The organism is Micrococcus sp. PSi08, assembly GCF_054960655.1.
On sequence record NZ_JBHNYP010000012.1, the window covers coordinates 33,448 to 46,677 of the forward strand.

The 13,230-nt window shown below is 72.4% G+C and carries 8 protein-coding genes; 6 read left to right on the top strand and 2 right to left on the bottom strand.

Going from position 1 to position 13,230, the window contains the following annotated elements; translation table 11 throughout:
* Positions 1-8 precede the first annotated feature (8 nt).
* The 3 genes from polA to rpsA all read left to right on the top strand — a co-directional run bounded on the left by polA (position 9) and on the right by rpsA (position 5,779).
* Positions 9-2,822 (top strand): DNA polymerase I, encoded by a 2,814-nt coding sequence (polA, locus tag ACFI33_RS05685; RefSeq protein WP_095346668.1) that lies wholly within the window; start codon positions 9-11, stop codon positions 2,820-2,822.
* Positions 2,806-4,179: a GNAT family N-acetyltransferase gene (locus tag ACFI33_RS05690; RefSeq protein WP_036338617.1), complete on the top strand. Its 1,374-nt coding sequence runs from the start codon at positions 2,806-2,808 to the stop codon at positions 4,177-4,179. Before polA ends, ACFI33_RS05690 begins: the two co-directional genes overlap by 17 nt.
* Before the next feature lie 142 nt (positions 4,180-4,321).
* Entirely contained in the window at positions 4,322-5,779 is a 1,458-nt protein-coding gene (gene rpsA / locus ACFI33_RS05695; protein WP_036315338.1) for a 30S ribosomal protein S1, read from the top strand.
* A gap of 135 nt (positions 5,780-5,914) precedes the next feature.
* On the opposite strand, the gene ACFI33_RS05700 is transcribed toward rpsA, so the two are convergent.
* Both ACFI33_RS05700 and ACFI33_RS05705 read right to left on the bottom strand, forming a co-directional pair.
* On the bottom strand, positions 5,915-7,132 hold the full coding sequence (locus ACFI33_RS05700) for a class I SAM-dependent methyltransferase (protein ID WP_235188161.1): 1,218 nt from the start codon (positions 7,130-7,132) through the stop codon (positions 5,915-5,917).
* Positions 7,125-7,826 carry an IMPACT family protein gene (locus ACFI33_RS05705; protein WP_036338614.1) on the bottom strand — a complete coding sequence of 234 codons (702 nt, stop codon included), beginning with the start codon at positions 7,824-7,826 and terminating at the stop codon, positions 7,125-7,127. The genes ACFI33_RS05700 and ACFI33_RS05705 overlap by 8 nt, the downstream gene beginning before the upstream one ends.
* Before the next feature lie 154 nt (positions 7,827-7,980).
* Here ACFI33_RS05705 and coaE (ACFI33_RS05710) point away from each other — a divergent pair, with 154 nt between their 5' ends.
* Genes coaE (ACFI33_RS05710) through uvrB form a run of 3 tightly spaced genes read left to right on the top strand, consistent with a single transcriptional unit; the run spans position 7,981 to position 13,161 of the window.
* A complete protein-coding gene (gene coaE, locus ACFI33_RS05710; protein WP_036338611.1) occupies positions 7,981-10,350 on the top strand; it encodes a dephospho-CoA kinase in 2,370 nt (789 codons plus the stop codon).
* Positions 10,347-10,994: a dephospho-CoA kinase gene (gene coaE, locus ACFI33_RS05715; protein ID WP_036315330.1), complete on the top strand. Its 648-nt coding sequence runs from the start codon at positions 10,347-10,349 to the stop codon at positions 10,992-10,994. Before coaE (ACFI33_RS05710) ends, coaE (ACFI33_RS05715) begins: the two co-directional genes overlap by 4 nt.
* Before the next feature lie 37 nt (positions 10,995-11,031).
* Positions 11,032-13,161: an excinuclease ABC subunit UvrB gene (uvrB, locus tag ACFI33_RS05720; RefSeq protein ID WP_036338608.1), complete on the top strand. Its 2,130-nt coding sequence runs from the start codon at positions 11,032-11,034 to the stop codon at positions 13,159-13,161.
* Positions 13,162-13,230 lie beyond the last annotated feature (69 nt).

Sequence of the window (13,230 nt, forward strand, 5' to 3'; positions counted from 1 at the left end):
GAGCACCCATGGCGGCAGATCCGACCCCAGAGGCCCCACAGCGGCTGCTGGTCCTGGACGGGCACTCGATGGCGTTCCGCGCGTTCTACGCGCTGCCCGCCGAGAACTTCGCCACGGACACGGGCCAGCACACGAACGCCGTGTATGGCTTCACCGCCATGCTCCTGACCATGATCCGGCAGCAGCGGCCCACGCACGTGGCCGTGGCGTTCGACCTCTCCGGGCCCACGTTCCGCTCCGAGGAGTACGGGGAGTACAAGGCCGGCCGCTCCGAGACGCCCGCGGAGTTCGCGGGCCAGATCGAGCTGACCGTGAAGGTCATGGAGGCCCTGGGCATCCCCACGCTCACGCTGGAGGGCTACGAGGCCGACGACATCGTGGCCACACTGTCCGCGCGCGCCGAGGAGGCGGGGTGGGAGGCCGTCGTCGTCTCCGGTGACCGGGACGCGTTCCAGCTCATCTCCGAGCGCACCACCGTGCTCTACCCCAAGAAGGGCGTCTCCGACATCCCGCCGATGGATGCGGACGCCGTCATGGCCAAGTACGGGGTCGCCCCCGCCCAGTACCCCGAGCTCGCGGCCCTCGTCGGCGAGGCCGCGGACAACCTGCCCGGAGTGCCCGGCGTCGGCCCCGGGTTCGCCGCGAAGTGGCTGAAGCAGTACGGGGACCTCGACGGCGTGCTCGCGCACGCGCACGAGATCACGGGCAAGAAGGGGGAGGCGCTGCGCGAGCATCTCGAGGACGTGCGCCGCAACCGCCGCCTCAACGCCCTCGTGCGCGACCTCGACCTGCCGATCGGGCTCGAGGCGATGCGGCTCGAGATGCCGGAGCGCGAGCCCGTGGAGGAGCTGTTCGACGCGTTGCAGTTCAACCGCATCCGGGAGCGCGTGTTCGAGGTGTTCGGTGAGCGGGTGGGCGAGGACGCGCCGCCCCCCGAGGTCGAGGCCGCCCCGGAGTTCACCGAGGCGACGACGGCCGAGGACGTGCGTGCCTTCCTCGCCGCCGAGGCCGGCAACCTGCTCGGCGTCCACGTGGACGTCGAGGGCCCGGCCCTGCTGCCCCGCCGCAAGGTGCCCGTGCCCGGCACGTTCGGCACGCCCGTCGGCGTCGCGCTGGTGGGCGAGCACGCGGGCCTGCACGTGAGCCTCGACGGCGACGCCCCGGACCCGGCGCTGGTCGGCGCCGTGCGCGAGGCCCTCGGCGAGGGCGGACTCGCCAAGGCCGTGCACGACCTCAAGCGCACGCTCAAGGCGCTGGCCGCGCCCACCGAGGGGGACGGGCTCGGCCGGGACGCGGCCCTGGATGGCGTGGTGGACGACGTGCTGCTTTCGGCCTACCTGATCCAGCCGGACCGGCGGGACACCTCGCTCGAGGCGCTGGCGGAGGCGCATCTGCACACCCCCCTCACCGCCCCGCGCGAGCCCGCGCAGCAGCGGGCGCAGGGAACGTTCGACCTCGACGGCGGGCAGGCCGCCGCCGAACGCGCGGACCGCGCCGCGGACGCCGTGCGGGCCGCCTGGGTGGTGCGCCGTCTCTCCACCCAGTTCACGCCCCAGGTGCTCGACCGCGGGGCCCAGCGGCTGCTGCAAGAGCTCGAGATCCCGCTCTCGCGGCTGCTCGCCCGGATGGAGCTGACCGGCATCGCCGTCGACGTCGACGCCCTGACCGGCCTGCGCGAGGACTTCACCGACGCCGCCGACGCCGCCAAGGAGTCCGCGTGGGCGTCCGTCGCGGAGGAGACCGGCGGGATGCAGGTCAACCTCGGCTCGCCCAAGCAGCTGCAGGAGGTGCTGTTCGAGCGGCTCAACATGCCGCGCACGCGCAAGACGAAGACCGGCTACTCCACGGACGTGGACTCGCTGCAGGACCTGCTCGAGCAGACCCGGCACCCGTTCCTCGAGAACCTGATGGCCCACCGTGACGCCACGAAGCTCCGGCAGACCGTGGAGGGGCTGCTCGAGACCGTCGCCCCGGACGGCCGCATCCACACCACCTACTCGCAGACCGCCGCCGCCACGGGCCGGCTGTCCTCGCTGCACCCGAACCTCCAGAACATCCCGGTGCGCACCGAGGCGGGCCGCCGCATCCGTGAGGTGTTCGTGGCGGACGAGGTGGCCGGCGAGCAGGCCGTGCTGCTCTCGGCCGACTACTCCCAGATCGAGATGCGCATCATGGCGCACCTGTCCGAGGACGAGGGGCTGATCCAGGCCTTCCGCGAGGGCGAGGACCTGCACTCGTTCGTCGGCTCGCAGGTGTTCGGCGTGGACCCGGACGACGTCACCGCCGAGCAGCGTGCCAAGGTGAAGGCGATGAGCTACGGCCTGGCCTACGGGCTGTCCTCCTTCGGGCTGTCCAAGCAGCTGAAGATCTCGGTGGATGAGGCGCGCGGCCTCATGAAGGGCTACTTCGACCGCTTCGGCGGCGTGCGCGACTACCTGCGCGACGTCGTCGCGCAGGCCCGGCAGGACGGGTACACCTCGACGATCGAGGGGCGCCGCCGCTACCTGCCGGACCTCAGCTCGGACAACCGTCAGCTGCGGGACATGGCCGAGCGCGCCGCGCTCAACGCCCCCATCCAGGGCTCGGCCGCGGACATCATCAAGCGCGCGATGCTCGATGTGCAGGCCGGCCTCGAGGAGCACGGGCTGGCCTCGCGGCTGCTGCTGCAGGTCCATGACGAGCTCATCCTCGAGGTCCCGGCCGCCGAGCTCGAGCAGGCCACGGCGCTCCTGAAGGAGCGGATGGGCCGGGCGGCCGAGCTCTCCGTGCCGCTCGACGTGCACGTCGGCCGGGGAAGGAGCTGGCATGACGCCGCACACTGACACACCGGAGGGTCCGTCGCTGCGGCGGCTGGCCGACGCCGCCGAGGCCCGGCTCGGCGAGCACGGCCTCGCGCTGCGCGACCTCGGGGTCCTCGGCCCCGAGGACCCCGCCGCATCGCACTTCGCGGCCGCGGTCGAACGGGGCTTCTACGAGACGGTGCCCACGGGCGCCGCGCTCCGCCAGCAGCTCGAGGCCCACGCGGCCGACGGACGGCGCCGGCTCGGCGTCTACGCGCCGGGGGAGGACCCGGCGGCCCGCCGCCCCGCCGCCACCTTCGAGGACTTCGTGCAGCCGTTGACCACGTGGCCCGGCCGCGCCGTCGACGCGTGGCTGATCACCGACGTGACCGTCTCGCCGGACGCCCGCCGGCGCGGCGTGCTGCGGGCCATGATGCTCAGGTCCCTCGCGGACGCCCGCGACGCCGGCCTGTGCGCGGCCGCCCTGACCGCGACCGAGGCCGCCATCTACGGCCGCTTCGGCTTCGGGGCCGCCACCCGGTGGCACGCCGTGCGGATCGACGTCTCGGGCGCCCCCGCGCTCACGGGTGCCCCGGCCGGCGGGCGGGTCACGGTCGAGGAGCCGCGGGAGATGCCCGGCCTCGTCGACGAGCTGTACGGGCGGGTGCTGCCGGCCACCCCGGGCTCGGTCCAGCGGACCTCGTTCAGCGTGCCTCGCTGGGAGGACCGCGAGGCGAGTCGGAACGAGGGGCGCGGCTCGGGGCTGTACGCGGCGGTCCACCGCGACGACGACGGGCGGGTCCAGGGCGTCGCGCTGTATCGGTTCGAGGGCTGGGAGAAGGAGCCGCCCACGATCACCGTCACCGCGTTCCTCGCGGCGACCGCCGACGCGCGGCGCGGGCTCGTCCACCACCTGGCCCGACTGGACCTGGTCGAGCGGATCGAGTGGGGCCGCGCGCCCGAGCCCGGTTGGCTCGAGGCGCTCTTCGTCGACGAGCGGCGGGTGAGTCGGCACCGCGGCTCCGACGACCTGTACCTGCGGGTCCTGAACCTGCCCGCCGCCATGGCGGCCCGTGGCTGGGCGGGCGACGGGGAGGTCGTCGTCGCCGTCGAGGACGCGCTCGGCGCGATCGACGGGACGTGGCGGCTCACCGTCCGCCAGGGGCGCGGCGCCGCCGAGCGGTTGGGCCCCGCGGCCGACGCCGTGGGCCTGGGCGCGGGACTCCGGCTCGACGCGGCCCGGTTCTCCGCGCTCTGGCTCGGCGGGCACTCCCGCGGGGCCGGCGCCGCGGTGCTGGCGGAGGCCGGTGTCGTGGCGGAGCTGCGGGCCGGCGCGGCGGAGGCGTTCGACGGGCTTGTGCGACCCAGCCGACCCCTGCACACCCTCGTCGGCTTCTGATACGCTGGACGAGCACATTCGTGCGCATTTGATACATGTCCATCACGACCCACGCCGGGTGGGGCCCCTCTGGTGCCCGGATGCCGCCCACCGGCGGCATCGATCCCGACGTGACCCCCGATCCCAACGGAGTCCCTCCTACATGACCACCACTTCCAACGCCCCGCAGGTCGCCATCAACGACATCGGCTCTGCCGAGGACCTGCTCGCCGCCATCGACGCGACCATCAAGTACTTCAACGATGGCGACCTCGTCGAGGGCACCGTCGTCAAGGTGGACCGCGACGAGGTCCTGCTCGACATCGGCTACAAGACCGAGGGCGTCATCCCGTCCCGCGAGCTGTCCATCAAGCACGACGTGGACCCGGACGAGGTCGTGGCCGTGGGCGACACCGTCGAGGCCCTGGTCCTCACCAAGGAGGACAAGGAGGGTCGCCTGATCCTCTCGAAGAAGCGCGCCCAGTACGAGCGCGCCTGGGGCGACATCGAGAAGATCAAGGAGGAGGACGGCGTCGTCGAGGGCACCGTCATCGAGGTGGTCAAGGGCGGCCTCATCCTCGACATCGGCCTGCGCGGCTTCCTCCCGGCCTCCCTCGTGGAGATGCGCCGCGTGCGCGACCTGGCCCCCTACATCGGCCAGAAGCTCGAGGCGAAGATCATCGAGCTGGACAAGAACCGCAACAACGTGGTCCTGTCCCGCCGCGCCTGGCTCGAGCAGACCCAGTCCGAGGTCCGCTCCAACTTCCTCCACAAGCTGGAGAAGGGCCAGGTCCGCAACGGCACCGTGTCCTCCATCGTCAACTTCGGCGCCTTCGTGGACCTGGGCGGCGTGGACGGCCTCGTGCACGTCTCCGAGCTGTCCTGGAAGCACATCGACCACCCGTCCGAGGTCGTCGAGGTGGGCCAGGAGGTCACCGTCGAGGTCCTCGAGGTGGACATGGACCGCGAGCGTGTCTCCCTGTCGCTGAAGGCGACCCAGGAGGACCCGTGGCAGCTCTTCGCCCGCACCCACGCCCTCGGCCAGGTCGTGCCGGGCAAGGTCACCAAGCTCGTGCCGTTCGGTGCGTTCGTCCGCGTGGAGGACGGCATCGAGGGCCTCGTGCACATCTCGGAGCTGGCCTCGCGCCACATCGACACCGCCGAGCAGGTCGTGTCGGTCAACGACGAGCTGTTCGTCAAGGTCATCGACATCGACCTCGAGCGTCGCCGCATCTCCCTGTCCCTCAAGCAGGCCAACGAGGGCGTGGACCCCGAGGGCACCGAGTTCGACCCGGCGCTCTACGGCATGGCCGCGGAGTACGACGAGGAGGGCAACTACAAGTACCCCGAGGGCTTCGACGTCGAGACCAACGAGTGGATGGAGGGCTTCGAGACCGAGCGCGCCGCCTGGGAGCAGCAGTACGCCGACGCTCAGGCCCGCTGGGAGGCCCACAAGGAGCAGGTGCGCCGATCCCTCCAGGAGGAGGCCACCGCCGGCGCCGACGCCGGTGCGGGCCTGGGCGGCTCGTCCTACTCCTCCGAGGCCCCGTCCTCGGACGGAGGCACCCTGGCCTCCGACGAGGCCCTCGCCGCCCTGCGCGAGAAGCTCACCGGCAACTGATCGCCGCGGTGCGTGACCGTCCCTGACGGCCCGCGCCGAGCACCCGACGCCCCGTCCCTCCCTCCGGAGGGGCGGGGCGTCGTCGCGTCCCGGGGGGCTGGCCGTGGGGGAGCGGACGGGACCCGACGGCCGCGCTCAGCGGCGCTCGGAGACCGTCACGGTGAACGTGCGGTCGCGCGCCGTCTGCCGCGTCGGCCCGACGAGGTCCTCCAGCACCGGCCGGTACCGCAGGTGAGAGTTCCAGACGCACCACAGCCGGCCGCCCGGCTGCAGCACCCGCGCCGCGGCCGCCACCAGCCGGTGGGCCACGGAGGGGTCCACGGCGTTGCCGTCGTGGAACGGGGGATTCAGGAGAACGCACTCCTCCGTCCCGTCCGGCCACGTGGCCAGGGCGTCGTCGCGCACGGCCCGGACGCGGTCCGCCACGCGGTTCGCGCGGGCCGTGGCCAGCGTCGAGGCCACCGCCACGGCGGACTGGTCGGTGGCCAGCACGGTGACGTGCGGCCACAGCCGCGCCGCCCCGACCGAGAGCAGCCCGTTGCCGCAGCCCAGGTCCACGACGCGCCCGGGCGGGCGCGGGTCGTCGGCGAGCGAGGCGAGCAGCAGACGGGAGCCCGGGTCGGCGGCGGCTCCGCCGAAGGCGCCGGCGTGGGCTACCAGGTGCAGGCTCCCCACGCCGGGGACGTCGCGGTCGGCCTCCTCCGGTGGCCGGGGGGTCACGCCGGGACGCGGGCCCCGGGCCGTGAGCACGCGCGCCTTGCGGCGGCCCCGTCCGGCGACGACGTCCTCGAAGGCCGCGCCGAGCACCGCGTTCATGCGCGGGCTCATGTGCTTGTCGCGGCCGCCGGCCAGCAGGACCACGCCGGGGTCGGCCGCGGCCGCCACGATCCGGGACAGCCGGTCGAGCTCGTCGAGCGAGCGGGGCAGCGGCAGCAGGACCGTCCGGGCGCCCCGGGCCGCGTCCTCGGGCGTGGCCGACCGCTCGAGCTCGCCCGCCTCCCCGCCGAGGCGACCAGTGGCGCGCCACGCGGCGAGGTTCGCGTCCAGCGAGCGCTCGGCGGAGGCGTCGTCCTGGTGGACCCGCACGTCGTGGCCGGCCGTGAGCAGGGGCAGGGTCAGGGCGCCGTGTCGGTCCTCCAGGACGGCCACCGGGCCGGGGACGTGCCCGCTCGCGATCCACCCGGCCAGGGTGTCGAGCAGGAGCAGGTCCGCCGCGTCGTGGGCCTGGCGGTCGGGCTCGGGCGGCAGCGGCCACCGATCCAGCGCCGCGAAGTCCACGCCCGCGGTGAGGTCGTCCGGCAGCCCGCCGTGGGCGACATCGGGGGTGACCCCCCGGGGCAGCGGCTCACTCATGGTCCACCCAGTCCTCTCCGATCCGTTCCGCACGCCCCGCGCCAGCCGTGACGTCCGCGAGCCGCTCCGCGAACGCCGCGCGGGCCTCCTCGGTGTCCGGCACGCCGACCGTCAGGCGTACCGCCGCGGCGCCGTAGCTCGCCTCCAGCACCGACACGCCCGCCGCGCGCAGCTCGTTCTCCCACCGGCCGGCGTCGGTGTGGGGCGCCTCCACCGCGAGCAGGGCCAGCCGGGAGCGGGTGCGCAGCGGGGCGGCGTCGAGCGCCCCGGACACCGAGTCCGAGTAGGCGCGCACCAGGCCCCCGGCGCCCAGCTTGATCCCCCCGAACCAGCGCACGACGACGGCGCACACGTCCGTCAGGTCGGTCCGCCCCGGCGCGGTCTCGCGCTGGACGAGGGCCTCGAGCATGGGGACGCCGGCCGTGCCGGCGGGCTCGCCGTCGTCGCTGGAACGCATCCGGTCCCGGGCGGGGCCGAGGACGAACGCGCTGCACACGTGCCGCGCGTCGTGGTGCCGGCGCCGCAGGACGGCGACCATCTCGCGGGCCTGCGCCTCGTCATCGACGCGCCCGAGGTAGGTGAGGAAGCGGCTGCGGCGGGTCTCCACCTCCCGTTCCAGCCAGCCGTCGGGGTCGCGGGCGGACGCCGGCAGGACCGTGCAGCGCGCGGTCGGGGCGGGGGCGGGATCGGGCATGACCCCACCCTAGGGGCTGGCCGAGGACGGGCACGCCGTCGAGCCCGGACGTGAGCTTCGGTACAGTGGGCGACCGTGCCACCCGGCACCGGCCCACCGGTGAGCGTGCACGCGTGCCGCCGCGGGCCTCCCACGACCCTGTCCCGGGAGACTCATGACTTCCCCGCTCACTCGCCTGCACGACACGTTGGGGCTCCGCACGAGTCCGGCGATCTTCTTCGGCTCGGCCGCCGCGGTCGTGCTCTTCACCGCCGCGATGGGCCTGTTCCCTGGCCCGGTCCAGGCGGCCTTCGGCGTGGTCTCGAGCTGGCTGCGCTACGACGTCGGCTGGATCTACACCCTCAGCCTGACCCTGCTGGTGGCGTTCCTGTTCATCCTCGCCGTGACCCGGTACGGCCGGGTCAAGCTCGGCGACGACGACGCGGTGCCGGAGTACTCCGGCCTGACCTGGTTCGGCATGATGTTCGCCGCCGGCGTCGGCGCGGTGCTGATGTTCTGGGGCATCGCGGAGCCGATGAACCACTACGCCAACCCGCCCATGGCGGGGACGGAGCCGTTCTCCGACCGCGCGGCCTCGGAGGCCATGGCGATCGCGAACTTCCACTTCGGCATCCACATGTGGGCGATCCTGCTCGTCCCGGGCCTGTGCTTCGGCTACTTCACGTACAAGCGCAAGCTGCCCCCGCGCGTGTCCTCCGCCTTCCAGCCCCTCCTCGGCGATCGCATCCACGGCCCCATCGGCAAGACGATCGACATCATCGCCGTGGTCTCCACCGTGTTCGGCCTCGGCGTGTCCGTGGGCCTGGGCGCCCTGCAGATCAACGCGGGCATGAACTACGTGCTGGGCACCCCCGTGGCCGGCTGGGTCCAGGCGCTCATCCTGGCCGTCGTCACCGCCGTGGGCACGGCCTCCGTGCTGGTCGGCATGGACAAGGGCGTCAAGCGGCTGTCCTACGCCAACATCCTGCTGGCGATCGCCCTGCTCGTGTACGTCCTGATGTGGGCCGTCTCCAGCATGGACGTCATCCGCGGCACCGTGCAGGCGATCGGCGAGTACGCCTCCATGCTGCCCGTGCTCTCCACCTACAACGACACGTACAACTCGGGCCAGTGGTCCGGTGACTGGACCGTCTTCTACTGGGCCTGGACCGTCACGTGGGCGCCCTTCGTGGGGATGTTCTTCGCCCGCATCTCGCGCGGCCGCACCATCCGCTCCTTCATCGTGGCCGGCCTGGGCCTGCCCACGGCGTTCGTCATCATCTGGATGGGCATCTACGGCTACTCCGCGTTCCAGTCGGACCGCGCCACCGCGCCGGCGCCGGGCCAGGGCGGCGACCTCACGCAGACGATCGTCACCGACGGCAACGTCCAGGCCGCCCTGTTCCAGCACCTGCAGGGCATGCCGCTCTACACGGTGGCCGCGGTCGTGGCGCTCGTGGTCATCACGCTGTTCTTCATCACCTCGATCGACTCGGGTGCGCTCGTGATGGACGCGATGGCCAACGGCCACGAGGATGCGGCGCCCCGCCGCCAGTCCGTGTTCTGGGCCGTGTCCATCGGCGCGGTCTGCGCGGCCATCATCCTCACCGCGGGCGAGAACGGCCTGGCGGCGCTGCAGGAGGTCATCATCGTGATCGGCCTGCCCATCCTGCTCATCACCGTCACGCAGGCCGCACTGCTGCTGCAGGCCCTGCGCGAGGACGCGGGTGCCGCGCGGCCCATGCGGACCCGCCAGTGGAAGCAGGTGCTGCCGGTCGAGGAGTACCGCCGCCGCGCCACCGAGGACGGCGTGGACGTCTCGGACTTCGTGATCCGCCCCGAGTTCGAGGTCGGCACCGAGCCGGAGAACGACACGCACACCCCGAAGACGTGGCACCAGCAGCGCATCGACGCGGCCAAGGCCCTCGTCACCGTCGGCCTGACCGGCGGCATCGCCGCGGGCCGCACCGAGGTCGGCGCGGAGCTCGAGCGGCTGGGCGCCGTCGTCGTGGAGTTCGACGACCTGATGGGGGAGATCCTCGTGCCCGGCAACCCCGTGCTCGAGGAGCTCCGCTCGGTCTTCGGCGACGACATCGTCCGCGCGGACGGCACCCTGGACGCGCGCACCCTCAACCGGCTCACCACCGAGAGCTCGACCGCCCGGACGCGCATGTACGAGATCGTCTCCCCGGCGGTGCGCGACGAGGCGAACCGCCGGGCCCGCGAGATCGGCGAGGACTCCGTGCTGGTGGTCGACCTGGCCCTGCTGGCCGAGACCGGCTCCGAGCACGACTTCGACCAGGTGCTGGCCGTCTCCGCTCCCGCCGAGGTGCGCGTCGCCCGGCTCATGGAGTCCCACGACATGACCCGCGAGCGGGCCTGGGCCTTCATCGACGAGGAGGCGGCGGACGAGGAGCGGGCCGAGATCGCGGACACCGTGATCGAGAACGACGGCTCGCTCGAGGACCTGCAGGAGGCCGTCCGGGCATACTGGGAGGCCAAGATCCAGCCTCAGCTCGAGGCCGCCCGAGGAGAGCGCGTATGACCGAGACCGACCCGGTGGCCGAACGGCCGCGCGTCCATGTGGGCCTGACCGGCGGGATCGCCGCCGGCAAGTCCGCGGTGGCCCGTGTCCTGCAGGAGCGTGGCGCGCTCCTGGTGGACTCGGACGCCCTCGCCCGGCTGGTCCTCGAGAAGGGCACCGACGGGCTGGCCGCCGTCCAGGACGAGTTCGGGGACCGCGTCATCACCGCGGACGGTGAGCTCGACCGCGTCGAGATGGCCCGCATCGTCTTCGGGGACGAGGGCGCCCGACAGCGCCTGAACCGCATCGTGCACCCCCGGATCCGGGCTGCGGCCCGGCGCATCGTCGCCGAGGCCGGGCCGGACGCCGTCGTGGTCCAGGACGTGCCGCTGCTGGTGGAGACCGGGCAGGCGGACGCGTTCGACCTCGTGATCGTGGTGGAGGCCCCGCTCGAGGAGCGCCTGCGCCGGATGGTGGAGGACCGCGGCATGAGCCGCGCGGACGCCGAGGCGCGGATCGCGGCCCAGGCCACGGACGAGCAGCGGCGCGCCGTCGCGGACGTGGTCATCGTCAACGACGCCGACCTCGAGCGGCTCGCGTCCGTGGCGAACCAGGTGTGGGACCGGTTCCTCGCCCCCGGCGCGGCTGAGCCCTCGGCGGACTGACCGCCGGGGTGTCCGGGGCGCGACGTAGGGTTCTGCCATGAGCCTGGCCCAGAAGATCAACCGCATCGTCGCCCCGTTCGAGGTCATCTCCCCCTACCAGCCCTCCGGTGACCAGCCGAAGGCCATCGCCGAGCTCGCCGAGCGCGTGGAGGCGGGGGAGAAGGACGTCGTCCTGATGGGCGCCACCGGCACGGGCAAGTCGGCGACGACGGCGTGGCTCGTCGAGCGCCTCCAGCGGCCCACGCTGGTGATGGTGCAGAACAAGACGCTCGCCGCGCAGCTGGCCAACGAGTTCCGCGAGCTGCTGCCCCACAACGCGGTCGAGTACTTCGTCTCCTACTACGACTATTACCAGCCCGAGGCGTACGTCCCCCAGACGGACACCTTCATCGAGAAGGACTCCTCCATCAACGAGGAGGTCGAGCGGCTGCGCCACTCGGCCACGAACGCGCTGCTGACCCGGCGGGACGTGATCGTGGTGGCCACGGTCTCCTGCATCTACGGCCTCGGCACGCCCGAGGAGTACATCGACCAGATGGTCACCCTGCGCCGCGGTGCGGAGATGGACCGGGACGCGCTCCTGCGGCGGTTCGTGCAGATGCAGTACGTGCGCAACGACGTCGACTTCCACCGCGGCACCTTCCGGGTGCGGGGGGACACCGTGGAGATCATCCCCATGTACGAGGAGCTCGCGGTGCGCATCGAGTTCTTCGGGGACGAGATCGAGTCCATCCAGACCCTGCACCCGCTCACCGGCCAGGTGGTGCGCGAGGAGGAGGAGATGTACATCTTCCCGGCTTCGCACTACGTGGCCGGCGACGAGCGCATGGGCCGGGCGATCACCAGCATCGAGGACGAGCTGCGGGAGCGGCTGCAGGAGCTGGAGTCCCAGGACAAGCTGCTCGAGGCGCAGCGGCTGCGCATGCGCACCACGTACGACCTCGAGATGATGCAGCAGATGGGCTACTGCAACGGCATCGAGAACTACTCGCGCCACATCGACGGCCGTCCCGCCGGCTCCGCCCCGCACTGCCTGCTGGACTACTTCCCGGACGACTTCCTGCTCGTGGTGGACGAGTCCCACGTGACCATCCCGCAGATCGGCGCGATGTACGAGGGGGACATGTCCCGCAAGCGCACCCTCGTGGAACACGGCTTCCGCCTGCCCTCGGCCATGGACAACCGCCCGCTGAAGTGGGACGAGTTCCTCGAGCGGATCGGGCAGACCGTGTACCTCTCCGCGACGCCGGGCGCCTACGAGCTCGGCCAGGCGGACGGCTACGTCGAGCAGATCATCCGGCCCACCGGCCTCGTGGACCCGCAGGTGGTGGTCAAGCCGACCGAGGGCCAGATCGACGACCTGCTCGAGCAGATCCGCGTGCGCACGGCCAAGGACGAGCGCGTCCTGGTGACCACGCTGACCAAGCGCATGGCCGAGGACCTCACGGACTATCTGCTCGAGGCGGGGGTGAAGGTCGAGTACCTCCACTCGGATGTGGACACGCTGCGCCGCGTGGAGCTGCTGCGGGAGCTGCGCAAGGGCACCTTCGACGTGCTGGTGGGCATCAACCTGCTGCGCGAGGGCCTGGACCTGCCCGAGGTCTCGCTCGTGGCGATCCTGGACGCGGACAAGGAGGGCTTCCTGCGCTCCACCACCTCCCTCATCCAGACCATCGGCCGCGCCGCCCGCAACGTGTCCGGCGAGGTCCACATGTACGCGGACAACGTCACCGACTCCATGCGCCGGGCGATCGAGGAGACCGAGCGGCGCCGGGCCGTGCAGATCGCCTACAACGAGGAGCACGGGATCGACCCCCAGCCCCTGCGCAAGCGCATCGCGGACATCACGGACCAGCTGGCCCGGGAGGACGCGGACACCGCCGACTTCCTCAAGGGCATGGGGGGCGTGAAGTCCGGGTTCGACTTCGGCATGGGCCACCGCGGCCTCAGCTCGCTGGACCGGGCCCCGGCCACGGGGGAGGGTGCCGAGGCCCCGGCGGTGGACCCGGCGTCGCTGCCCGCCAAGGACCTGGCCGATCTGATCGAGCAGATGTCGCAGCAGATGCACCAGGCGGCGGCGGACCTGCAGTTCGAGCTCGCGGCCCGCCTGCGCGATGAGGTCGGCGAGCTCAAGAAGGAGCTGCGGCAGATGAAGCGGGAGCAGTGACCGCCCGGCGCGTTCCGCGCCCCGGGGTGTTATGAAAACACTGATGAATATCTTCATATCAGTGATAGT

What these genes read in the sequence shown, in the direction of transcription:
- polA (WP_095346668.1), top strand. Translation starts at nt 9, where the DNA reads ATGGCGGCAGATCCGACCCCAGAGGCCCCACAGCGGCTGCTGGTCCTG.
- ACFI33_RS05690 (WP_036338617.1), top strand. Translation starts at nt 2,806, where the DNA reads ATGACGCCGCACACTGACACACCGGAGGGTCCGTCGCTGCGGCGGCTG.
- rpsA (WP_036315338.1), top strand. Translation starts at nt 4,322, where the DNA reads ATGACCACCACTTCCAACGCCCCGCAGGTCGCCATCAACGACATCGGC.
- ACFI33_RS05700 (WP_235188161.1), bottom strand. Translation starts at nt 7,132, where the DNA reads ATGAGTGAGCCGCTGCCCCGGGGGGTCACCCCCGATGTCGCCCACGGC.
- ACFI33_RS05705 (WP_036338614.1), bottom strand. Translation starts at nt 7,826, where the DNA reads ATGCCCGATCCCGCCCCCGCCCCGACCGCGCGCTGCACGGTCCTGCCG.
- coaE (WP_036338611.1), top strand. Translation starts at nt 7,981, where the DNA reads ATGACTTCCCCGCTCACTCGCCTGCACGACACGTTGGGGCTCCGCACG.
- coaE (WP_036315330.1), top strand. Translation starts at nt 10,347, where the DNA reads ATGACCGAGACCGACCCGGTGGCCGAACGGCCGCGCGTCCATGTGGGC.
- uvrB (WP_036338608.1), top strand. Translation starts at nt 11,032, where the DNA reads ATGAGCCTGGCCCAGAAGATCAACCGCATCGTCGCCCCGTTCGAGGTC.